We start from the raw sequence: 23,142 nt of genomic DNA, 5'->3' as shown, positions 1-23,142 counted from the left end.
CCAACAGTTACAGATCTGTGATCAGTCTAGACCTCAGCCAGTGCTGCAATCGCCGCGAGGATGGCGCGTGCTACCTCCGTCTTTGCGGCAAGAGGCACGTGTTGGGAACGCCCTAGGCGATCGAGGAGATAGACCGCATTGGTCATGGAACCAAACTCTGACCCTGCAGCAGCCACGTTGTTACCAACCATGAGATCGACACCTTTGGCAGCGAGTTTATGGGTCACGCTCTCCTCGAGTCTCTCAACCTCAGCCGCGAATCCGACGATGAGCTGCCCTTCGGTACGATGGGCAACGAGCTCAGCCAAGATATCCGGGTTCGCGACCAACGACAACTCCAGTCGCTTCCGATCGGCCCGCTTGACCTTACCACCGAAGGGCTCAGCGACTCGGAAATCGGCGACAGCAGCACTCATGATCAACAGGTCAGCCTCCGACTGAGCGCTGCGCATGGCCGCCAACATCTCCTCCGCGCTCTCGACATATACCACCTCGAACAGATCAGGGGGTATCGGCGGATCCACAGTGGCAACACAACGTACTGACGCACCGGCGACAGCTGCTACCTGGGCGAGTGCGTAGCCCTGCCGTCCACTCGAACGGTTGCCGATGTAGCGCACAGCGTCGATCGGTTCGCGAGTGCCGCCAACCGACACCACTACCCGCCAACCCGCCAACGACACCGCAGTCGGTTCGAGCCAGTACCGGACCGCCTCAACAATCCACGAAGGATCAACGAGACGTCCAACACCGACGTCACCACCGGCAAGTCGACCCTGTGTCGGTCCAATGACATGCACACCATCTGCGATCAAGGTGGCGATGCTACGTTGGGTAGCCTTGGCTTCCCACATCGCCGAATGCATCGCTGGTGCGAGCACCACGGGGCCATCAAAGGCCAGGATCAGTGTCGAAGCAAGATCATCCCCAAAACCATTGGCCATCTTGGCCGAGAAATCGGCGGTGGCTGGCACCACCACCACGAGATCGGCCCACTCGGCCAACTCGGTATGCGGGGATGGTGAGGCCCCAAACATTGCACGGTAGGGGGACTTATGGGCCGTTCCGGCTACGGCTTGGGCCCCGACAAACTGCTCTGCCGCCTCCGTCAGGACCGTCTCAACCTCGTAGCCCGAGTCGATCAGCGTCCGAATGACCTCAAGTGACTTGAATGCCGCGACACCCCCGGTGATGAGGACTACGACACGCGGGCTGCGACTACTACTCTGGTTCGTCGTCGTCGATCGGCTCCTCGACTACTTCCTCGCGAAACTCGGGGACGATCTTACCGGCAGCGATCTCGTCGAAGGCGAGCGAGAGTGACTTCGCAGCATCGGACTCCATCTGCGGTGGGATCAGTGTTCCGAGACCATCGCCGAGCCGACTGCGGTACTCATTGATCTGGCGAGCTCGCTTCGCTGCGAGAGAGACGAGGATGAACTTCGATCCCGTCTCTTCGAGGAGAACCTCGATCGGTGGCATAAGCATCGATCTCGAACGTTCCATAGTTAACTCCTCAATGTGGTCGAAGACTACTGGTCAGGCGAGCGACACAAACCACAGGCCACCCATGTCTCATTAATCCTAGTGCTTTATCACCGGCAAACCAGCTGACACCACTCGCCGGCGAGACGCATCCCAACTCAACACCAACCGACTCGGGACACTGCCCATCCTCGTGGTGGCTCAATCCGTAGAGCAACCGTGTCGGCCAGCACCCTCAGGTTTGGCATCATCAGGTTGGCATCGATGGTACGGCAAGCGGCACGCTGCGCACCTAGTGATGTCACCGGTTGTACCTAGCCATGCCCGGCGTCAGCCGTTCTCCCTATGGATAATAAGCCAAGCCTGGATCCTCTCTACCACCGCATCGACAGTATCGGAAAGGTCGTTGTTGATGACTATCCAATCGGCGACTTCTCGCGCGACGCTCATCTCTTCGGCGGCAATGGCAAGCCGACGCTCAATATGGCGGGAGTCATCACCTCGCTGGGCCATCCGTTCACCTAACGTCGCCAACGAAGGTGGTTCAAGGCCGATGATCAGCGCAGCGGGCGAGAGGTGTCGGACCGTACGCGCTCCCTTGGCATCGATCTCCAAAAGGAGCACGCTTCCAGGCTGAGGAGAGACACGCGGGGTCCCATAGAGATTCCCGTTGAACTCTTCCCACTCCAGAAAGAAGCCATCGCGAGCAGCCGCTAAGAACTGCTCGCGGTTCACGAACGTATAGGCATCGGCCGACTCACCGGGTCTGGCTTCCCTGGTCGTCCACGACCGAGAGAGTGACAATACCGGAAGTCGTTTGACCACCTCACCTGCGACCGTCCCCTTACCGACCCCTCCGGGTCCACAGAGGACGACGATCAGTGGCCCTGATCCTACTCCTCGACGGGAGGCTTGCGTTTGGTCTCCTCAATGAGACGCTTGCGCTGCACCGCTCCTAGCCCCTGGACACGTCGAGTCTCGGCGATGCCGATATCTTCCATAATCCTACGGGCCTTGACCTTACCGATCCCTGGAAGCGATTCAAGCACCGAAAGCACCTTCATCCTCCCGACGACCTCATCGTTCTCAGCGTCAGCGAGCAAGTCCGCTAGTGGCAAGCTCCCTAACTTCAGGCGTTCCTTCACCTCGGCACGGGCCCTTCTCACCTCAGCACCCTTTGCAAGTGCTGCGGCCCTCTGTTCTGGTGTCAACTGTGGTGGCAATGGCATAACCGCAAATTAGCAGACACCAGGGCACAAAGGGACCGTTTTGACAAGAAAACAGTAAAAACCCAGCTTTCTTACCCTTCGAGTCCCGTCAGGAGGGACGCTGCGACCGCGATCGGATCCGCTGCCTCGGTGATCATCCTCCCGATGACGAGATAGTCGGCTCCCGCTGCGAAGGCCTCCTTGACGGTGGCCGAACGTGTCTGATCGTGAGCCGGGCCACCCGCTGCACGAATACCAGGGACCATCGAGATCATCCTCGGTGCAACTTTCCTTGTCACGCCCAGATCCTCTGCGCCTGCAACGTAACCCTGGACGCCTGCCGCGAGCGCCGTCGAGATGCGCGTCTCAAGCCGGCCCTCCTCCTCGGTTGGCTCGGAGGTCAAGACCGTTACCGCCAGGGCAATGGGCATATCCTCCCCTGCATTGGTCGCACCCTCCATCAACCCCTGGACACCCATGCGCAACATCTCTACACCGCCAACGGCGTGCATGGTGACAAAGGCCGGTCCGAGTGACCCCAAGACACGAGCACTACGATACACTGTCGTAGGAATATCGTGGAGCTTAAGATCGATAAAAACCCTGAACCCTGCCTCCCTGAGCGCAAAAACCACCGAGGGACCGGCTGCCGTGAATAGTTCCAGACCCACCTTCGCAATCGCAAAATACTCGCGAAGACCACTCGCCAATCGAAGCGCCGCGACGGCGTCATCACGATCCAACGCTAACGCAAAGCGTTCTCGTGTTGGTGCATGCATTGCTTCTCCCATCACTCCCTCTCGCTACCCTACCTAAGGACTTCATGCACTGCCAAGATGATCGACATCCTCCCAGTGTCAGCCGCCTTCTCCATGAGCCACCTCGAGCGCCGCTCGCACAACACGGCTCCAGTTCACAGCTTTTGGCGAAAGGCACTCCACCTCGCAAGATGCCCCACTCACCATCAAGTCCGCTCGCAACACCCACGCCTCTTGAGCCATCTGTGCGACCGCTTGCCCACGAGGCGAAACGAAGCAGCTACGAGCTTCGCAGACCCATCAGATATTCGCGAAGAGAATCCTTACCGACGCTTCTCAGCCTAGCCGCTAGCTCTTCCACAAGCAATTGCGGACGGCGAGGATCGACGAAGTTGGCCGTCCCGATTTGGACAGCATTCGCCCCTACCGCCAGCATACTAATAACCGTATCCACGGTACTAATACCGCCTACTCCAACGATAGGAATATCAGGGAAGCGGGCTCGTAGGTCGGCAACAATACGCAAAGCGATTCCATGAATTTGCGAGCCAGAGAGACCGCCACCCCTGGCGGTACCGAGCGCTGGCCCCCCACCTCGCAACCACTGCCCAAAGACGGTGTTGATGGCGACGAGACCGCTCGCCCCGGCCTCTATTGCCGCGGCTGCGACCTCGACCACGTGCTCGGTATTGGGAGAGAGCTTGACGAACAGGTCCTGGGTGCAGACCCGCCGACATCGAGAAACAATAGCCGTGGTTGCCTTCGCATCATGGGCAAAGAGCCGATCTCCTGCTTCAGTGTTCGGACAGGAGATATTGAGCTCGACAAAGGCGATCTCTGGAGCTCCCACGAGCAACACCTCGAGCGCTTCGACATACTCGTCGATGGTCCTCCCCCAAATACTCACCCCAACGTTCGCACCTGAGCGGAGCAGTGAAGGATAGTACTCGCGCAACCAACCCCGAACACCAGGACCTGGCAATCCCACCGCGTTCAACATGCCACCTGGCAAGGGTGCCAGTCGTGGCCTCGGATTACCCTCGTGTGCAAAGATAGCGAGCGACTTGACCACATGGGCGCCCAGCGCGCTGAGATCGATGACGTTGGAGAACTCAACCCCATAACCTGCGGTGCCCGCAGCCGTCATAATAGGGTTCTGCAGACGCTGCGTACCGAGGGTGACACTCAGGTCAACCGCCTCGGTCACCCGTGATACTCCTGAATTGGTGCCACCGCGTACCCGGAGGCCCGTAGTGCACGAATCCCACCGAGAGCCGCCAGCGCGGCTGACATCGTCGTGATACAGGGCACCCGAAGGCGTTGCGCGCTCGCTCGTATGCGCTGGCCATCAACCCTCGGACCCGAACCCTCCGGTGTGTTGATGACCAAGACGACCTGCCTCGAGTTCAACAACCAGACAGCGTCGACCGAGCCGTCCCGAGCAGTGCCGACATCTTTGACCCGCTCCTCGTGCACCTTGTCAACAAGGATCTCGATCGGGACCTGGTTGCTGCGAAGAAAGCCTGCGGTGCCATAGGTCGCAGCGAGTGTGAAACCGAGATCAACGAGCTGCCGAGCCAGAGCTAAGCCACTCGCCTTGTCTCGATTTGCAAGGGACAGAAAGACCATACCGTCATGGGGCAGCACGGTACCGGCGGCGATCTGTGATTTTGCAAAAGCGAGCTCAAAGGTCGTATCAACCCCCATCACCTCGCCGGTCGAGCGCATCTCGGGGCCTAACAACGAATCAGCTCCTGGGAAGCGATGGAAGGGGAGGACCGCCTCTTTCACCGAGTAGTGCGAACCGCGTCGAACGGTCGGAACTCCGCTAGCCCGCAGCTGGGCAAGGGTCTCTCCCACCATCACCCGCGCCGCAATCTTAGCCAAGGGGATGCCGGTGGCCTTGGCGACGAAGGGAACGGTTCGAGAGGCACGCGGATTGGCTTCGATCACATAGACCGTCTCATCCTTGATACCAAACTGCATATTGATGAGTCCCACGACCTCTAGCTCGTTGGCCACCGCTCGTATGATCTCTTCGACCCGTGCCAACACCGTCGGGCTCAGCGTCACCGGTGGCAGAACGCAGGCCGAATCACCAGAATGGATCCCAGCCTCCTCGACGTGCTCCATGATGCCGCCGATCAGCACCTCTCCCGTGCTGTCACGCACGGCGTCGACATCCACCTCGATCGCATCCTCGAGAAACCGGTCGATCAGCACGGGGCGCGACTGCGAGATCTGGCCCTCATCGGCGAGCGAAGCAAGGCGAGCGAAGCTATGACGCAGGTCAGCCTCGTTGGCCACGATCTCCATCGCCCGACCACCAAGCACATACGAAGGGCGAATGAGTACCGGGTAACCGACCTTGGCCGCCGCTGCGAGTGCCTCCTCAAGGTTCGTCACCGTAGCTCCGGGTGGCTGGAGAATACCCAACGACTCACATAACGCAGACCACCGGTTGCGATCCTCTGCACGGTCGATCGCAGCACCAGAGGTGCCAAGGATCAGCTCCGGATCGAGGTGGCGAGCGAGTTTGAGGGGTGTCTGCCCGCCGAAGGCGACAAAGACCCCGCGTAGATCCGACTGCGCCCGCTCAGTCTCGATCACGTCTAAGACGTGTTCGAGCGCCAACGGCTCCATGTAGAGCCGTGAGGAGGTGTCATAATCGGTCGAGACCGTCTCAGGATTGGAGTTCACCATCACCGTGCGGTACCCCATCTCCTGGAGTGCGAAGCTCGCGTGCACGCAGCAGTAGTCAAACTCAATCCCTTGACCGATCCGATTCGGACCAGAGCCGAGGATGATCACCGTCGGGGCCTCAAACCCGGTGACCTCTGTCGCTTCCTCATTGGAGGAGTAGAAGTAGGGAGTGTGGGCCTCGAACTCTCCTGCACAGGTGTCAACGGATTGGTAGGTCGTCGCCAGCCCCAGGGCGAGACGGTGCGACCGCACCTGCGATGGGTCAACCCCAAAGAGATACCCCAGCTGTGCATCGCCGAAACCGGCACGCCTCGCGGTGAGCAGCTCACGACGGCCGAAGTTCGCGAGGTCTCCCGAGAGACCCTCTAACCAACGCCGAATGCGAACGATGCGATCGATCTCGCCCAGAAACCAACGGTCGATACGTGTCGTGGCGTGCACCTCTTCGATGCCCAAGCCACGATAGAGCGCCTCCGCGACCAAGAAGATACGACTCGGCGAGGCGATCGCCAACTCTTTACGCAGCTCCTCATCACGCAACTGCCGAAAGGGCCGCTCACCTTCGTCAGCGTTGAGTCCGTCCCGCGAGCGCTCAATCGAACGGAGTGCCTTTTGGAGCGCCTCGGCAAAACTACGGCCAATCGCCATCGCCTCACCAACGGACTGCATCGACGTCGATAGTACCTCGGGAACTCCCTCGAACTTCTCAAAGACCCAGCGTGGGATCTTCACCACCACATAGTCAAGCGCTGGCTCAAAACTCGCTGGTGTCACCACCGTGATATCGTTGCGAATCTCATCGAGGGTATAGCCGAGGGCAAGCTTGGTTGCGATCTTCGCGATCGGGAAGCCCGTCGCCTTCGAGGCCAAGGCCGAGGAGCGCGATACCCGAGGGTTCATCTCCACGACGACCATCCGACCGGTAGCGGGGTCGACGGCGAACTGGACATTGGATCCACCGGTCTCGACACCCACCCCGCGCAGTACCGCGAAGGAGAGTGAGCGCATCTCCTGGTACTGCGTATCTGTCAGCGTCTGGATCGGCGCCACCGTGATGGAGTCCCCAGTGTGGACCCCCATAGGGTCAACATTCTCGATTGAGCAGACGACGACACAGTTATCCTTGGCGTCGCGCATGACCTCGAGTTCGAACTCCTTCCAGCCGGCGATCGACTCCTCGATGAGCACTTCGTTGACCGGAGAGGCCTGCAGACCGGCCTCCATCATCAACTGGAACTCCTCCTCTGAGTGGGCAATACCCGTGCCTGCTCCACCCAAAATGAAGGATGGCCGCAGCATCACCGGGAAGCCGAGGCTGGTAACAATACCCCTCGCGTCCTCCATGGAACGAGCGATGCCACCCTTGATGGTGGCCTGCTCATAACCCATCGAGATCAGGAGTTGTTTGAAGTCCTCACGACTCTCAGCGACCTGAATCGCCTCCGGCTTCGCACCGATCATCTGCACGCCATAGCGCGCAAGGGTTCCACTAGCGTCAAGTTCCATCGCGAGATTCAGTGCGGTCTGGCCACCGAGTGTCGGGAGCAAGGCATCGGGCCGTTCTCTTGCGATGATCTTGATCATGACGTCCAGGGTGAGGGGTTCGAGATAGGTCGCATCTGCGAACTCAGGATCGGTCATGATGGTCGCCGGGTTGGAGTTGGCCAGAATCACCCGAATGCCTTCCTCGCGGAGGACCCGACAGGCCTGCACACCGGAGTAGTCAAACTCGCTAGCTTGGCCAATCACGATAGGTCCTGACCCGATCACCAACACCGATGCGATCCCCGTGACCCTAGGCATGTGCGCTACCTTCCTCGCCGATGAGTCCAGCGATTGCAGCGGCCATCGAACGGCGCTCCTCGAGGGGACCAGGGGCCGCCTCCGGATGATACTGGACACTGAGCGCCCGTAGCTCGGGACAGCGAAAGCCCTCGACCACACCATCGAAGAGGTTGCGATGGGTGACCTCCACCTTCACCGATAGATCGGCGAGCGAGGTCTCATCGACGGCATAGTTGTGGTTCTGCGCGGTGATTGCAACCCGATGATCATCGAGAAGTGCAACCGGATGATTGGAACCGTGATGTCCAAACCTGAGCTTGTAGGTCGTAGCACCAAGGGCCAGACCGAGCAACTGGTGGCCGAGACAGATCCCGGCAACCGGCACCTCCCCCAAGAGCGCAGCGATGGTATCGACCTTCTCTCCGAGTGCACCTGGATCGCCGGGTCCATTGGAGAGAAACACCGCCGAGGGATTAAGGGAACGGATCTGGTTCGCGGAAAGAGCCGCGTTGACCACCACGATCTCCCACGGACCCCGCAAGCTTGCTAACATCGCCCGTTTGATCCCGTAGTCGATCACCACAAGTCGCGCCATCGACCCAGCCGGAGACCCAGCGAGCGGTGCGATGGTATACCCCGACCTCGTCGACACCTCGTCGACCAGGTTCTTGCCGTCGGTACCGACGGCCTCACGGACCTGGGCAAAGGCCACCTCTGGATCCTCGGTCGTCAACCGGCCTGGAATCGCACCCACATCGCGAAGATGGCGCACCAGGGCACGCGCATCGAAGTTCACAAAGAGTGGCACTCCAGCTAGTTCCAGCACCTCGAGGAGGGAACGCTCAGCCGCAAAGTTCGAGACGCGGGTGGTGTAGCGCGGCGCGAGCACCGCCCCCACCCAGACCCTCTCACTCTGGAAATCAGCCGCGGTCACCCCGTAGTTGCCGAGCTGGGCGGTCGTGAAACAGACCATCTGACCGTAGTACGAGGGGTCACTGATCACCTCTTGGTACCCACTCATCGCTGTATTGAAGACCACCTCAGCCGTAACCGGCTCTGGCGTGGCAGAGAGAGATGTGTGCACAAACTCACCAGGGAAGCGGGTGCCGTCTTTGAGAACGAGCCAACCCGGTGTCGTGTGCAGATCCTCGTCCTTGAACCGCTCGAATCCTACGTACCTCGAGGAATCTTGGGCTCCAAGATCGGGGTGGGGGTGCTCCCTTCGCTGCTCGAGCGGTGAAGCATCATCCTCGTTGCGCCTACCCTCAGACACCGACAATCACCTCGCCATCTGCGACCAGCTGCCTACCCGCCAACCAAAGCGCATCGACTCGACCCATGAGAGTCTCCTGGCGATAGGGAGAGTTCGGCGAGCGGTACCACCGGCTCGGGACCTCCCTTGGCCCTCGATTGGGATCGATCACGACCAGATCAGCACGCTTGCCAGTCTCCAAGGCTATCGACCGACCCAAGATCTGACCTGGCCCAGAGGTAAGCGAACCCAACAACCGTCCGAGCGCCTTCCACGCTGGCCCAGAAGGCTCGTGGCCGAACTCCACCCGCACCTGTTCATCCCCAAAACCACGCCCAAGCGCCGTCCAAGCGGCCGCCATCGCCTCGGCGAGACCCAGCATGCCAAAGGCCGCATCAGCGAAGGGGAGATCCTTGCGAGACGGAGGATGGGGGGCATGATCCGTAGCGATCACATCAAAGGTTCCATCCAGCAACCCTTGGGCCAACGCCATCTGCGTCGCCACCGACCGCAGCGGAGGATTCACCTTGAAGTTCGGATCTCCCGATGCCACGTATCGATCAGAGAGAAGGAGATGATGAGGCGTCACCTCGGCGGAGATTCGTAGGCCCTCACGTTTGGCCTGACGGAAGAGGTTGAGCGATTCCCGCGAGGTCACGTGCTGAAGATGCAATCGACCCGGAATGACCTTGAGCAGCTCGATATCGCGGGCGACCATCACCGATTCCGCAACCTCAGGTATCACCGACAACCCTAGTTCCTGGGCGAAAGGCCCATCGTTGACAGACCCACCGGAGGCCAATAGCGCATCCTCACTGTGTTGCGCGATGACGACGTCCCAAGACGCGGATGCCTCCAATGCATCGCGCATCACATCGCTGCGTTGAATACCGGATCCATCATCACTAAACACCAGCACACCCGCCTGGGCGAGCGCGGCGAAATCCACCAACTCCTGACCCTCACGGCCCATCGTGACGGCCGCAGCTTGCACCACCTCGACCGGGAGCCCAGCGTAGGATGCCAACGCATTCTCCCATCGTGGGAGCGAGTCGATAGCCGGCACCGTGTTGGCCATCGCGACAATCACACCAAAGCCACCGGCAAGCCCGGCAGCGGCGATGCTGGCCGGATCGTCAACCTCACCCATCCCTGGATACCGCAGATGCGCATGGAGATCGATAAAGGAGGGAGCGAGCACCCGCTGCTCACAGTCGACGATGCGTTCAACATCGCCTCGACTCAGGCCTGGTCCGATCGCGACGATTCGGTCATCTACCACGAGGAGATCGGCCGCTCGAAATTCGCGCCCCGTAAAAACCATCCCATCGGTAAAGAGCGTCTGCACTCTGAATGCCTCCTTATGCCCGATGAATCGTGACACCCTGAGGAGTCACCGCAACATACTCCGACAGCGCCGAGGGCAGGTTCTTCCCCACATAATCTGGGCAGATCGGCAGTTCCCGATGGCCGCGGTCGACCAGGACGGCCAATTGAATCAGTGCAGGCCGGTAGTTCGAGAGAATGGCCTCCAATGCAGCCCGAGCCGTCCTCCCACTCTGGATCACATCATCGACGAGGATCACGACGCCACCCTCGGCTGGAAGTTGTTGGTCAACCCCTGCCGCGTCAAGGACTGCCGTCCTCGGACGATCATCACGGAAGGAGGCGATATTGATCTCGGAGAAGGCGATCTCAAGTTTCGCATACTCGATCAAGCGATCGCTGAGCTTCTGCCCCAACCACACACCGCCAGACCGGATTCCAACAACCGACAAGGGAGATCGAGCAGAAGCGGGAGACAGATGAAGCCGCTCAATAATCTCATGGGCCATGCGGGCGACTACGCGCTCCACATCAACCCCGTCCAGCAGTACCGAACTACGCGACATGCATCTCCTTCCGTCCGAGCCTCACGGGACTCAGTTAACGGTCGATACGATCTTAGTCGTGCCATCTAGCCTCTGTGACGCGCTTCAGCACATCGACATCCAGCCGACACCGTTCCGGCCCACCCATGCGCGCGTTGCCAAACCAGAACACCAGAGGGCCCGACCATTCGGCCCCAAAACGAGGAAGAGCCCCGGCAACACCGGGACTCACACCTCTACACTTGCCGACCTAGCGGCGCTTTGACAACTTCTTCCGCGCAAAGAAGCCATAGAGCACCGACAGAGCAAAGATACCAATCGGGATGGCAAAAGTCATATCAGCACCAGCTGTATAACCAGTTACACTTCCGAACATCATTCACCTCCCTTCAACGCGCCCCCGCCTCACTTGATTGACCTTAACCGAACGACCAAAACGATGCACCGGAGAGGCAAAGCTCACCACCGCCTCGCGCTCCTCTGACTCCAGCCACAGCCGCATCTTCTGCGTACCGATAAGGAACCACGGAGCACCTCCGAGGATGACGAAGATGACGGCAGCAATCTGTTGCTCCGCCTCTTGGTGTAACGCCGCAGCCGACGCCGAAACGAAACCGAACCAAGGACCGGAGAGACCCAACGACACCCCTAGCGCCATGATGACCATCGCGGACGACCAGGCGATGATCACCTGACGTACGTGCGTCACCCGCGGCCGCCCATCACCGGAGAGCACGTAGATGATCGCACCCGAGGCTGCAACCTCAAGGTAGATCAATACAGCCAACAGTAACGGATCGTTTGCCGCAGCGCGTTCGAAACCATCCTGGAAACCGACCCAGAGCAGAATATCTTGCAGTACGACCAGTCCCCAGACCCACTGGAGACCCAGCACGGCCCAGCGGCCACGATCCTTGATCCGGTCGATACCACGGATAACCTCCTTGGAGAGCACCACCAAGATGAGCCAGAGCGAGACCAACACCAACAGCAACGAGTGGAACCAGAGGGACCGGGTAGCGAAATCGATAGAAGCAGGGTTCATCAGAACACCGAGTGCAAGCACCGCAAGTCCCAACCTTCCCCGAATGCCTCGAACACTACCCGCTCGTCGGACGAGGTAAACGCCCGCGATGACGCACGAGAGCGAGAAGAGCCCAATGACTATCAACGAAATCATCGCACACTCACCTCTCTACTCACCACCGTGACCATTACTCCCTCTCGCTCCAACTCGTAACTACCGACAACCCAACAATAACTACCGTGCGAACGCTCTCCTAATGAAGAACGTAGAACAGGTACCAGGACAGGATCGACAACAGCGCAAAGAAGATGCCATAGGCTCCGAAACCGTCGACATTGGCACGGAAGTTCTCGGCTGCACGATGCGCCGAAATCCCAATACCGCCATCAGCACGGTAGAAGTTATAGCTCCTAATCGCACGCATCATCAACGTGAACACCCAATACGCACTAAGCCCGATGACAAGTGCATTGATGGGTCCAAACGCGATGAAGACCCCGGCATACCCACTCGCTGCTGGCGGAAATGGGAGCCGTGTGAGCTCCCAGATCTGCAGACCGGTGGCGATCACCAGGAACAACGCATTCGCAGCGGTACCGACGATGAAGTCCGTACTAAATCCTCTACGTAGCCGTCGTCCTGCCATCAACTGAAAGGCCGTCCCAACAAGGACCAACAACAGTATCGACAACCCGATGATCTTCGACGCCGTCTGCCCATGCGGATCCCACAACCCATTCGAGTTGAGCGACCGCAGGTAGAAATAGGCGAAGTAGATGCCACCAAAGGTCGCCGCTACCACCGGTATCAAGGTACGCGAAGCAGTCCAGAGCGCACCTAACTGGGCGTCATGGTAGTACTGCTCCTCATCGATGACCGGCTGCGCATCGGCTGATTGCACATCAGTAGCCACTACGCATCACCTCCTGTTACCACCGCAGCCTTGTCACCCACGGGATTCAAGTCAGCCACTGGCGTATCATCACCGGTTCCATAACCGTACGGATCACGGTGCACCACGGGAATCTTCACAAAGTTATCGCGCGGCACTGGGTAACCCACCTGCCACTCGAGACCTCGCGACTCCCACGGGTTAGGACCAGCAGGGGTCCTCGTGACCGCAAGCGACCAGATGAGGTTGAACACGTACAACAAGATACCAAAACCCAGGACATACGAGGAGACCGAGACCCACTGATTGAGGTGCTGCAGACGAATCGCATACTCAAAGACACGTCGCGGCTGACCCAACAGCCCGATCATGAACAACGGCAAGAAGGTGGAGTTAAAGGCCACAAAGATGATCCAGAAACTGACCTTTCCAAGCTTGTCGTTCAATCTGATACCAAAGATCAAGGGGACGTAGTAATAGACGCCCGCAAAGACCGCGAAGATGAGCTGCCCCATAATCGTGAAGTGGAAGTGGGCCATAACAAAGAAGCTTCCGTGGACCAAGGCGTCCACTGGAACGTCAGAGTTGTACACACCAGTTACACCACCCCAGAGGAAGTTCCAGAACACTGCCAAGAGGAAGAGCATTGGAACCTCGAAGCGGATCTTGCCACGCCAGACCGTACCCATCGCCACCAGGTACAAGAACCCAGTAGGAATGGAGATCAGCTCTGTCGTCAACATGAACAACGGACGCATATCCGGGTTCATGCCCGACATGAAGAGGTGGTGCTGCCACACGAAGAAGCTCAATACCGCCACTCCGATGAGACCCGCCGTCGAAGTCTTCAGCGCAAAGACCGGTTTGCGCGCAAAGACGGGAAGTAGCTCAACGGTGAGAGCGAAGCCCGGCAACGCCAGCAGGTAGACCTCGGGGTGTCCAAAGAACCAGAAGAGGTTCTCCCAAAGGAAGGAGCTCCCCCCATGGCCCGCATAGAGCATCGCAGTACGCACGCCTCGGTCAAGACTCATCACATAGAGCCCATCGAAGAGGACCGGTACCGAAAGCAGCATCGTGAAGGCCACCGTAATCATACCCCAGGCAAGGATCGGCATCCGCGACCAGCGCATACCCGGTGCTCGGTAGTTGATGATAGTAGCAGTCATATTGATCGACGCACAGATCATCGACAGGGCCATCAAGGCGAAGGCAACATCATAGTCGCTTTGACCTGGACCTCCTTGAATCGATAGTGGTGCATATCCCGTCCAACCAGACTGGAACCCGCCCTGCCACAGAGCAGAGAGCAGAATGAAGAATGACGGTACCGTGAACCAGAAGGACGAGGCCTCGAGTCGTGGAAACGCCATCTTCTTCGACCCAATCATGAGCGGAATCAGATAGTTACCGAACGGACCCATGATGATCGAGGTCATCATCATCATCATCATGGTGCCATGCTCACCTACGATCTCGATGTAGGTATCCGGTGCCCAGATATGGTTCACCGGTGAGAGCAACTCGGTACGAATACCCAGTGCTAACAACCCTGCAACGAGGAAGTAGAGCAACATGCCGAACAGATACTGCACACCGACGACCTTGTGATCCGTCGAGTAGGTGAAATGCTCCCAAAACGACCGCTTCTCACTCTTTGGAGGATCGATCGGCTCCAGTCCCAGGAGTTTCTGGACCGGATAATTCAGCGCACCAAGCCCTATGAACCACCCGAGACAGCCGATGATGAGCGAGAGGTAGATCGCTACCTCATTGCCAGCACCATCAGCTACAACGGAGTAGTTCGACGCAATGGCGTTACCAAGCCAGTGGCCAAAGGCATAGCCGATCGCCCCACCAATGAGGGCGGTCAGCATATTGCCAGTAAACCAAGGCTTGGCGGCTTTGAGGCCCCGAGCTTCGAGGTCGGTCGGAGAACCCACCCCGGCAGCTGGCGTCATGTCAATTGCCATTTACAAGCTCCTTCTAGTACGTCACCGCATGACCGTTGGGGTCATACGAAGGATAATAACCTCCACCTGCACCGGAGTACGAGGGAGTATACGTGGTCGCAAAAGGCGGCAACAACTTCGTCACCGAAGCGTTCTGTGCCTCCATATTCGACGCCCAGGTGTAGAACGCCGACTTCGATACCACGTGTCCATAGTTATACATTGCTCCATGCCAAATACCACAGAGCTCGTCACAGCGGACCGTGAAACGCCCCTGTTGGCTTGAGGTGGTCGTGTAAGCGACGTTATTGACATCCGGGTTCGCATCGGCCTTGACGCCGAGTTGATAGGCCCAGAAGTCGTGAATCACGTCGAGTGAGGTCACGTCAAACTGGATGGTCGTATTCGCTGGGAGATCGATCGAAGTGGTCTCCATCCCACCGAACTGCGGCCAACGGTACGTAAAGCGCCATTGCTGGGCGATGACCTGCACCACCAACATGTGCTTCGCCGTCGGCTTCCAGATTGGGGAAGGTCCCTCACCAGTACCAACACCGTTTCCGTTGATCAACTCATAGGTGCCGAATCCTGCAAGAAACAGCACCAAGACCGCCGAGCCGACGTACCAAATACCTTGAACCTTGCGGTTTCCACGTAGTGGAATACCGTCCCCACGATCCTCCTTGGTGGCATGGAAGTTGATCAACGACCAAGCTCCGTAGACCCAGACCATCAACAACACCGGAACGACCATCGCAGTTAACACCTTGAAGTCGAACTGCTGGCTGGCAGCCGAAGTCGTCATATCGCCCGGGGGCATATGTGGTCCCCACACGTAGAGCACCAGCGCTACACCGATCAACGACAGAACGAGCCAGATCGCAAAGATACGCCAACCGGCCTTCTTCGCATACTCCTTGCGCTCGTTCATGTCCTCTTGGGTTACCGCCATCAGGCCACCACCTTCCAGAAACCAGCCATATACCCAGTCTCAGCCATCGGACCACCATTCCCATTCAAGAAGCCAGCACCACAGGGAATGAAGCACTGCCAACGATAGTTATGAGGATGGTTGCCGGTGTAGAAGGTAAAGGTCTCGGTGTTGTGCGCGTTTGCCAACGTACACGGCCCCGACTGACAGAAGGTCTTCTCGGTACCGGACAGCCCCCACATGGGGACCGACAGATTCAACGCAGGAGCGACCATGGTATGCGCGACGCCATTGCCTGCCGCCGCATCAAGCACGCTCACCTCCTTGCCGTTGAGAACAGCATCGTTTCCAACCGTACCCGTGATCTTTCCCCAGTATGGATTGCGAAGCGGACCGCCCGAATCATACTCATAGACCGTCACGTGCACATAGGTCTTCTCTGGCACCTGGTAAAGAGTTGTGCGAACCCACTTACCCTGTGCATCCTTTGCATACCAGCCCACCCAGTTTGGGTGAGGCCCTGTTCCAACTGCTCCCTCAACCTGTAACGTCACATCAACCGTATGTGGTTGTGTAGGAGAAGGTGTAAACACAACCGTTGGCGGATAGGTTCGCAGATACCCAAAGATACCAAACAAAATCAATCCAACAGCGACTGCGGCAGAGACAAGAACAATCGAAATTCTTGCACCCTTATTCAACCTTCACCCCCTTTCATAATCCCAATATTCCCATATCCAACCCGACACCCCTCACAAGGGTTGCGACCAAGGACCTCAACGATCCCTTAGCCGGTTCCGGTGATGACTCACCGGAAACTTGCCTCATTCAATCCGCGAAAGCCAATGTGTTAAGACCTGGGAGGTCATCTGGCCCTGTACCACCGCTGCGACCTTGCCGCTCGCCGCCACAAAGACCGTCGTCGGCAACCCTATCAGGAGGTACTTGCCCTGAAGCGACGCGTGGTCGGTGACGACAGGATAGTCCACATGATCCTTGGCAATAAAGGCCTCGGCCTTGGCCGCAGTATCATTCTCATCGATACCAAGGAAGTCGACCTTCTGAGCGAACTCTTTAGCAACGGAAGCTACCATCGGTGTCTCTGCCTGGCACGCCGTACACCAGGAGGCGAAGAAGTTGATGACCAGAGGATGTCCCGCAAAATCCGCAGGAGATACTGAGCCCGAAGCTGGCTTGGCATCAGCCGTCAACTCCGGCAACGAGAAGCTCGGGACGGGTTTGCCGACGAGGGGCGACGTACCAGACCTGGTCTCGGGGAGCGACCCAAGCGAGGCCGAGGCGGTCGTTGAACTGCCCCCAGAGAGCGACGCGGCATAGACTGCATACGCTACCACCACGATCGCTGATACCACCAGCAAGAAGATCCAAACTCGAGGGCCAAAACGGGAGACCCGTGGCTGCTCAAGAGGCTCATGAACCGCCATCAGTGACCCCGAACCGCCACATCAACCGCCATCCCAACAAAGAGCAACGAAAGGTACGTGATCGAATACGAGAACATACGCATCGCAACCTTGGGAGTGAGATCTCGGTAGAGCTTGATCGCATAGCCAATAAAGCCAGCGTTGAGAGCGATCGCTGCAACGGCGTAGACCCATCCGAGATGAGCGACGAATCCGAGTGCGCCGGTGGTCGCGGCTAGCACAAAAGTGTAGATCAAGATATCACGTGCAGAACGCTTTCGTGTCGCCACCGACGGAAGCATCGGCACTCCCGCCGCGCTGTAATCATCGGAGTAACGGAAAGCCAAACCCCAGAAGTGGGGTGGAGTCCAGATGAAGATGACCAAGAACATGAGCCAGGCAGCGAGGGAGAGCGAATCGGTGACCGCAGCCCAACCGACAAGAACGGGGACCGCACCGGCAGCTCCGCCAATCACAATGTTTTGCGAGGTCGAGCGCTTGAGCCACATCGTATAGATAAAGACGTAGAAGAGCGCGGCAGAGAGGGCTAGTGAAGCGGAGAGTACGTTGTCGCCGACGGAGAGCATCGTAAAGGCGACGATCTCTAACGCGATCGCAAAGATCAGGGCTCCGGTCGGCGAAACAGCACCAGTGACGAGCGGTCGGTTCTTGGTTCGCTTCATGAGCGCATCGATATCGCGGTCGTACCACATGTTGACCGCGTTGGCTCCGCCAGCAGCAAGGGTACCGCCAGCCACCGTGATGACGATGGACCAGAGCGAGGGCAGCCCGTGTTTTGCCACCACCATCGCCGGCACCGTCGTAATCAAGAGCAATTCGATGATGCGTGGCTTGGTAAGGCCGACATAGCCTTTGACCGTCTTGGTCCAGTCCCAACTGCCCTCAGACAACGGCAAGGTTCTCATCTAGACCTCATCCTCTTCGCGTTTCAACACACATAGCCCCTGCACACACTTGAAACACTACTGACACACTCGAGGTACCCCATCAGCACGCAGTAGAGTCTCTACCAATAGAGATCAATCTAGCACAGAGGGAGAACCTAGATGACAATGCGATCAAATTATTTGCATACGCAAACCAGCAATTCCCGGGCAATTCACAGGAACCGCTCAGAAGACCTTGGAAACATTGCGGGCACCGCCCGTCTCGCTAAGATCACCCAGATTCTGGATGATTGCCGTGCAGACTTCCTGTTCAGCGACCATTTAGAGCTCATCCACTACCTGACCGGTTTTCGCGGATCCAACGGGACCCTCCTGCTACGACGCCATCCAGCGCCGACGACCTATCTGTGTACAGATGGACGGTACCTCGAACAAGCTGCCCTGCAGGCACAACGACATGGTGCTGATGTTCAGATCGACACCCGTCCGATCCTCGGTCCTGAAGGATTACTTATCACCATTGCAATAGCGGGCCAAATTGCGGTGGATTTGGGGTCTCTTCAACTGACCAACTATCTCGCGCTCGAAAAGTCTGGTCTGGGACTCACCGACATCTCTGCCTCACTCGCGATGATGCGGGCTAAGAAGGAGGATGGCGAGATCGCATCCATCACGCTGGCCGCCGAGGTTGCCGATCGCGCCATCACCAAAACGCTCGCTCACCTAGCCAGCGCCCCCACCGAACTCGAACTCGCCGGCTGGTTTGAGTACTACGTACGTGAATGCGGAGGTGAAGGAGTATCGTTCCCGACCATCGTGGCGTCTGGTCCGCGCACCTCACTCCCCCATGCACAGCCAACTCGCCAGCGGATCGAGGCCCCTACGCCAGTCGTGGTCGACTTCGGAGCGATGGTTGATGGCTATTGCTCGGACTCCACACGCTCCTTCTACCTCGGCGATCCCCCCGATCGTTATCGCCGCGCCTATGAGATCGTCTTAGCAGCTAAGGCCGCCGGTGTCGCCCAGTTGCGACCGGGCAACACCGTCAATGCCGTGGAGGTGGCGACCCGTAGGTATCTACAAGATCACGGAGTCGAAGAGCACCTCCTTCATGGGGTCGGGCATGGGGTTGGTCTTGAGATCCATGAATTTCCTTTCACCTCAACAGCGGTCGATATCGCCGTTGAACCGACGATGTGCATCACGGTCGAGCCTGGACTGTACTACGCCGAAGACTTCGGGATCAGACTTGAAGATCTGTATCTCACCACGTCAACCTCACCCATTGCACTCTCCCACTCCGCAGAGGTGGGGATCAGCCTCGGCTGAATCGGTCATCTGACAGGTAGAATGGGCAAACACGGCAATTCCTGCCGTCAGCCATACGCGTACCAGTCACCCAATACGAGGAGCAATCGATGTCGGTCTCAACCACCACCAACGACTTGAAGAATGGAATGACCCTGGAGATCTCTGACGGTCTGTTTACGGTGATCGAGTTCCAACACGTCAAGCCTGGCAAGGGGGGAGCCTTCGTCCGCACCAAGCTGAAGAATCTCCGCACCGGGGCCGTGATTGATCGCACCTACCGTGCCGACGAGAAGATCGAGCAGGCGATCATCGACAAGCGCGAGATGCAGTACCTTTACAACGATGGGGTCGACTACATCTTCATGGACTCCCAGACCTACGAACAACTCAGCGTTTCAGATGCCGCCCTCGGAACGACCAAGAACTTTCTGGTCGAAAACGCTACCGCAACGATCTCCACCTACGAGGGTGCCATCGTCGGCGTGGAGCTCCCTGCGGCCGTCGAACTCACGATAACAGCGACTGAACCCGGGCTCCAGGGAGACCGAGTCTCTGGCGCTCGCAAGCCAGCGACCTTAGAGACTGGGCACGTAGTGCAGGTTCCGCTCTTCGTAAACCAGGGAGACCGCATCAAAGTTGATACCAGAAGCGGTGAATATCTCACCCGTGCCTAGATCATGACCCAAAACCGCTCACACGCCGATGCCGTTGAGCATTCGCGTGTACTCAGAGAACAAGTGATCAGCATCCTCTATGAGTCCTTGCTCCGCCAGCTGTCCCCGATGGCCGTCCTAGGGGACAAGGCCCGCTCCTATCCCCCTTTTGTGACCGAGCGCATTGCGGCTATCGATCGCGAACAGGTCGTCATCGAAGCAACCATCACTGAGCACCTCTATGACTGGAGCCTCAGTCGACTGAACCCTGTCGACCGCTCGATCCTGACCCTTGGGGTCTGGGAATTACGCTTCAAACCCGAGATCCCGACCTCGGTGGTCATCGCAGAGGCGCTGAGACTCGGTGACCTCCTCTCGACTGAGGACTCACCCAAGTTCCTCAATGGCGTTCTTGGAGCGGTCGCTAGCCAGTACCGCCCTCATCCACCAGCATCACACTAACCCGCTGTCACGCGATACAACGATTGCTGATACTCGGGTCGCCAGTTTCAGCATCATGACCCTCACTCTTGCGGGTTATCGGGATACGAGCACCACCCAAATGCTACAGCTGGGCACGCACAAAGGATGGCATATCCGTCAAGGGATTCAAACTCACCGTCTGGGGCGTAAGGTGCAGCTGGGCCGAGACCTTGCTTAAGTCACTGTTGACGGAATTGAGCAGCATATCCATGTTGTGCACGCGAGTCCGGAGGTTCTGGATCGCCCTCTGATTGTCCGGTTGGGTTAGCAACGTCTCGGAGTCAGCCAGGATGCCAGCCGCACCGGGATAGGCCCAAGCGTAGAGGTTGTGGGCGACCGGGGTCAAGTTGAACTGATTCAGATCATTCGGAGGTGAAAGGGTTGCTAGATTGTACAGGTCCGAGTTCACGGCCAGCGTACAGTAGGCCTCATCCTGTTGAAGGATAGTGTTGGCCACACTCAATTGCTTGGTATCCCCAGCATGGATCCGTGCAAGGGCATGGTACCCATCCTGGAGGGCCACTTGGCAGCCGAGCACGTCGCTGCGCATCGAGACAACAAAACCCTTGAAGTCGGCCTGTTGTTGCACCTTGGTGATTTTGTTAGGGTAGACAATCAACAACTCAACGATGACGGCGACAGCCACTACCAGCACCACCCAGAGCAGACGCCGCTTCCTTCTCTTTGGGGTCTCCGTCGCAAGGGTGTAGTCAGCTCTGTTACGCGGTCTTGACGACACGGCTCTCCTTCTTTATGTCCCACTCATGTCGGCCCGCTATCCGCGTTTACCACCGATACCGCCATTTGGCAAGGATTCGGTGCGACCACGCCATGAGTTAGGGAATCCTTAGACGATACTAATGCCACCGTCGACCCTATCTGGATACAGAAGACCAAGACCCAGCGAATCTTCAGCCGTGACGGCTGTCGCCTCCTTGATCGAGCAGGGCTGCCGCCTGGACCGCCAAGACATAGCCGATCGAGCCAAATCCGGCAATCGATCCACTCGCGACCGCCGAGAGCACAGAGATAGTGCGAAAGTCCTCCCGAGCCGCCGGGTTAGAGATGTGCAGCTCGATGGTGGGAATACGCTTCGCAGCGATAGCATCCGCAATCGCCCAGGAGTAATGGGTGAAGGCGCCCGCATTGAGAACCAGTGCCGCGGTTTCAACACCAAGCCCATGGATCACATCAACGAGCTCTGCCTCGCTGTTGGTTTGATGACTGACAAACCCATAACCTAAGTCTGTGGCCGTCTGCGCTGCTAACTGCGTCAGCTCATCGAGTGTCGTGGTGCCGTAGATCTCGGGTTGTCGCTGACCAAGCAAGTTGAGGTTGGGTCCATGCACCAACACAATGACACGCATTGCGACGCCGCTTTGAGGGCGCGCTTCAGCGGACTGCATCCTTGGCCTCCATCCTTGGGTACTCCTCGAGCGTTCGGCGAATCTGGGACTCGTCGACGTCGTGAACCAGTTCAAGCCCCACTGGACCATCGAGAACGAAGCTGAACCCTCTGTGGTTCTTCTTGTCATGGCGCATATAGCGCAACAGCTCTTCGATTTCGAGTCCGAACGGAAGCCTTGATTCCAAACCGTATGCCGCGACGACACGCTGGTGTTGGAGCACGCGTTCCTCATCAATCCGGCCGAGACGCTCCGCCAGTCTCGCAGCGAAGACCAAACCGACGGCCACCGCCTCACCGTGGGAAATATCGCCATGTGATCCCTGAGCGAGCGAGGCGCCCTCAATGCCGTGCCCGAGCGTGTGCCCATAGTTGAGAAGGCTCCGACGTCCTGCCTCGCGCTCGTCGCCTGCAACGTAGGACTCCTTGAGACGCTGGGCAGCGTAGATCTGATCAGCCAACCCTAAACTTGCGATTGGCTCTGGCGTCAAGAAACTATATTTCGCTAACTCACCAGCTCCGCTCAGCCACTCACGCCTCGGTAGCGTGGTTAAGAAAGTCAGGTCACACAGCAGAGCACTCGGTTGCCAGAACGAACCGTAAAGATTCTTCCCTCCAGCCAGGTTGACCCCCGTCTTGCCGCCAATGGCCGCATCCACCATGCCCAGCAACGTTGTGGAGACGTTCAGGTACTCAATGCCTCTCATATAGGTTGAGGCAACAAAGCCCACGAGGTCGGTAACGACTCCACCGCCAACTGCGACCAGTCCTGACCGGCGATCCAACCCTAACTCCACGAGCCGCTGGGCTAGCTCCGCTGCCACGGATGGCTTCTTGGCCTCTTCGCCACCGGGGATGAACACCCACGTCACATCGGAGTCAAGTGCAAAGCTGCCAGGGATCGCACTCTGGGTGATGAGCACGACTCGAGACCAATGAGCGGGGATGAACTCCCCCAAGGAGTCCCAAGCATGGGCGCCGAGGAGCGCCGGGATCTCCGCACCACCGACGCTCAGGCCGTACGCTCGTGGTGGGCCATGGTCCCCGTCGAGATCAGCGACATTCACAAAGGTCCCCAATGGGCCGAGCTCACGCAT

At 58.3% G+C, this 23,142-nt stretch carries 23 protein-coding genes and 1 pseudogene; 3 read left to right on the top strand and 21 right to left on the bottom strand.

What is annotated here, in order from left to right:
- Positions 1-26: 26 nt before the first annotated feature.
- From coaBC to M7Q83_RS03570, 18 genes and pseudogenes are all read right to left on the bottom strand, one after another.
- Positions 27-1,196, bottom strand: a pseudogene (gene coaBC, locus M7Q83_RS03655) (bifunctional phosphopantothenoylcysteine decarboxylase/phosphopantothenate--cysteine ligase CoaBC); the annotation flags it as partial.
- 25 nt (positions 1,197-1,221) lie between these two features.
- Positions 1,222-1,506 (bottom strand): DNA-directed RNA polymerase subunit omega, encoded by a 285-nt coding sequence (gene rpoZ / locus M7Q83_RS03650; RefSeq protein ID WP_298335476.1) that lies wholly within the window; start codon positions 1,504-1,506, stop codon positions 1,222-1,224.
- A gap of 309 nt (positions 1,507-1,815) precedes the next feature.
- The gene (locus M7Q83_RS03645) at positions 1,816-2,364 is read right to left on the bottom strand and encodes a hypothetical protein (protein ID WP_298335525.1); all 549 of its coding nucleotides are present in this window, start codon (positions 2,362-2,364) and stop codon (positions 1,816-1,818) included.
- Positions 2,365-2,378: 14 nt separating this feature from the next.
- On the bottom strand, positions 2,379-2,714 hold the full coding sequence (gene mihF / locus M7Q83_RS03640) for an integration host factor, actinobacterial type (protein WP_298335474.1): 336 nt from the start codon (positions 2,712-2,714) through the stop codon (positions 2,379-2,381).
- Positions 2,715-2,785: 71 nt separating this feature from the next.
- Positions 2,786-3,484, bottom strand: coding sequence for an orotidine-5'-phosphate decarboxylase (gene pyrF, locus M7Q83_RS03635; RefSeq protein WP_298335472.1), 699 nt, complete (start codon positions 3,482-3,484; stop codon positions 2,786-2,788).
- Positions 3,485-3,731: 247 nt separating this feature from the next.
- On the bottom strand, positions 3,732-4,658 hold the full coding sequence (locus M7Q83_RS03630) for a dihydroorotate dehydrogenase (protein ID WP_298335470.1): 927 nt from the start codon (positions 4,656-4,658) through the stop codon (positions 3,732-3,734).
- Positions 4,655-7,957: a carbamoyl-phosphate synthase large subunit gene (gene carB, locus M7Q83_RS03625; protein WP_298335468.1), complete on the bottom strand. Its 3,303-nt coding sequence runs from the start codon at positions 7,955-7,957 to the stop codon at positions 4,655-4,657. Before carB ends, M7Q83_RS03630 begins: the two co-directional genes overlap by 4 nt.
- Complete coding sequence (gene carA / locus M7Q83_RS03620; protein WP_298335466.1) at positions 7,950-9,212, bottom strand: glutamine-hydrolyzing carbamoyl-phosphate synthase small subunit; 1,263 nt, start codon at positions 9,210-9,212, stop codon at positions 7,950-7,952. The genes carB and carA overlap by 8 nt, the downstream gene beginning before the upstream one ends.
- Positions 9,205-10,539, bottom strand: coding sequence for a dihydroorotase (locus tag M7Q83_RS03615; RefSeq protein ID WP_298335464.1), 1,335 nt, complete (start codon positions 10,537-10,539; stop codon positions 9,205-9,207). The genes carA and M7Q83_RS03615 overlap by 8 nt, the downstream gene beginning before the upstream one ends.
- A gap of 13 nt (positions 10,540-10,552) precedes the next feature.
- Complete coding sequence (gene pyrR, locus M7Q83_RS03610; protein WP_298335462.1) at positions 10,553-11,083, bottom strand: bifunctional pyr operon transcriptional regulator/uracil phosphoribosyltransferase PyrR; 531 nt, start codon at positions 11,081-11,083, stop codon at positions 10,553-10,555.
- Between the two features lie 229 nt (positions 11,084-11,312).
- Entirely contained in the window at positions 11,313-11,441 is a 129-nt protein-coding gene (locus M7Q83_RS03605; RefSeq protein ID WP_298209331.1) for a hypothetical protein, read from the bottom strand.
- Positions 11,442-12,242 (bottom strand): hypothetical protein, encoded by an 801-nt coding sequence (locus M7Q83_RS03600; RefSeq protein ID WP_298335460.1) that lies wholly within the window; start codon positions 12,240-12,242, stop codon positions 11,442-11,444.
- A gap of 100 nt (positions 12,243-12,342) precedes the next feature.
- Positions 12,343-13,002, bottom strand: coding sequence for a hypothetical protein (locus M7Q83_RS03595; protein ID WP_298335458.1), 660 nt, complete (start codon positions 13,000-13,002; stop codon positions 12,343-12,345).
- Complete coding sequence (locus M7Q83_RS03590) at positions 13,002-14,951, bottom strand: cbb3-type cytochrome c oxidase subunit I (protein ID WP_298335456.1); 1,950 nt, start codon at positions 14,949-14,951, stop codon at positions 13,002-13,004. The genes M7Q83_RS03595 and M7Q83_RS03590 overlap by 1 nt, the downstream gene beginning before the upstream one ends.
- Before the next feature lie 13 nt (positions 14,952-14,964).
- The gene (locus tag M7Q83_RS03585; protein ID WP_298335454.1) at positions 14,965-15,882 is read right to left on the bottom strand and encodes a cytochrome c oxidase subunit II; all 918 of its coding nucleotides are present in this window, start codon (positions 15,880-15,882) and stop codon (positions 14,965-14,967) included.
- Positions 15,882-16,562, bottom strand: coding sequence for a hypothetical protein (locus tag M7Q83_RS03580; protein WP_298335452.1), 681 nt, complete (start codon positions 16,560-16,562; stop codon positions 15,882-15,884). The genes M7Q83_RS03585 and M7Q83_RS03580 overlap by 1 nt, the downstream gene beginning before the upstream one ends.
- Positions 16,563-16,685: 123 nt before the next feature.
- Positions 16,686-17,306 (bottom strand): TlpA disulfide reductase family protein, encoded by a 621-nt coding sequence (locus M7Q83_RS03575; RefSeq protein ID WP_298335450.1) that lies wholly within the window; start codon positions 17,304-17,306, stop codon positions 16,686-16,688.
- On the bottom strand, positions 17,306-18,211 hold the full coding sequence (locus M7Q83_RS03570; protein WP_298335448.1) for a heme o synthase: 906 nt from the start codon (positions 18,209-18,211) through the stop codon (positions 17,306-17,308). The genes M7Q83_RS03575 and M7Q83_RS03570 overlap by 1 nt, the downstream gene beginning before the upstream one ends.
- 141 nt (positions 18,212-18,352) lie before the next feature.
- Here M7Q83_RS03570 and M7Q83_RS03565 point away from each other — a divergent pair, with 141 nt between their 5' ends.
- From M7Q83_RS03565 to nusB, 3 genes are all read left to right on the top strand, one after another.
- Positions 18,353-19,522, top strand: a complete 1,170-nt coding sequence (locus M7Q83_RS03565; protein WP_298335446.1) for a M24 family metallopeptidase — start codon at positions 18,353-18,355, stop codon at positions 19,520-19,522.
- 89 nt (positions 19,523-19,611) lie between these two features.
- Entirely contained in the window at positions 19,612-20,178 is a 567-nt protein-coding gene (efp, locus tag M7Q83_RS03560) for an elongation factor P (protein WP_298335444.1), read from the top strand.
- A gap of 3 nt (positions 20,179-20,181) precedes the next feature.
- On the top strand, positions 20,182-20,619 hold the full coding sequence (gene nusB / locus M7Q83_RS03555; protein WP_298335442.1) for a transcription antitermination factor NusB: 438 nt from the start codon (positions 20,182-20,184) through the stop codon (positions 20,617-20,619).
- Between the two features lie 103 nt (positions 20,620-20,722).
- On the opposite strand, the gene M7Q83_RS03550 is transcribed toward nusB, so the two are convergent.
- The 3 genes from M7Q83_RS03550 to M7Q83_RS03540 all read right to left on the bottom strand — a co-directional run bounded on the left by M7Q83_RS03550 (position 20,723) and on the right by M7Q83_RS03540 (position 23,142).
- Positions 20,723-21,379 carry a hypothetical protein gene (locus M7Q83_RS03550; RefSeq protein WP_298335440.1) on the bottom strand — a complete coding sequence of 219 codons (657 nt, stop codon included), beginning with the start codon at positions 21,377-21,379 and terminating at the stop codon, positions 20,723-20,725.
- Between the two features lie 172 nt (positions 21,380-21,551).
- The gene (locus M7Q83_RS03545; RefSeq protein WP_298335438.1) at positions 21,552-22,046 is read right to left on the bottom strand and encodes a type II 3-dehydroquinate dehydratase; all 495 of its coding nucleotides are present in this window, start codon (positions 22,044-22,046) and stop codon (positions 21,552-21,554) included.
- Positions 22,033-23,142 carry a 3-dehydroquinate synthase family protein gene (locus M7Q83_RS03540; RefSeq protein WP_298335436.1) on the bottom strand — a complete coding sequence of 370 codons (1,110 nt, stop codon included), beginning with the start codon at positions 23,140-23,142 and terminating at the stop codon, positions 22,033-22,035. The genes M7Q83_RS03545 and M7Q83_RS03540 overlap by 14 nt, the downstream gene beginning before the upstream one ends.

Origin of the sequence: Ferrimicrobium sp., from assembly GCF_027364955.1 — a bacterium.
Taxonomy (GTDB): domain Bacteria; phylum Actinomycetota; class Acidimicrobiia; order Acidimicrobiales; family Acidimicrobiaceae; genus Ferrimicrobium.
The sequence above is the reverse complement of the archived record's forward strand: the minus strand, read 5'-3'. Positions and strand labels throughout refer to the sequence as shown.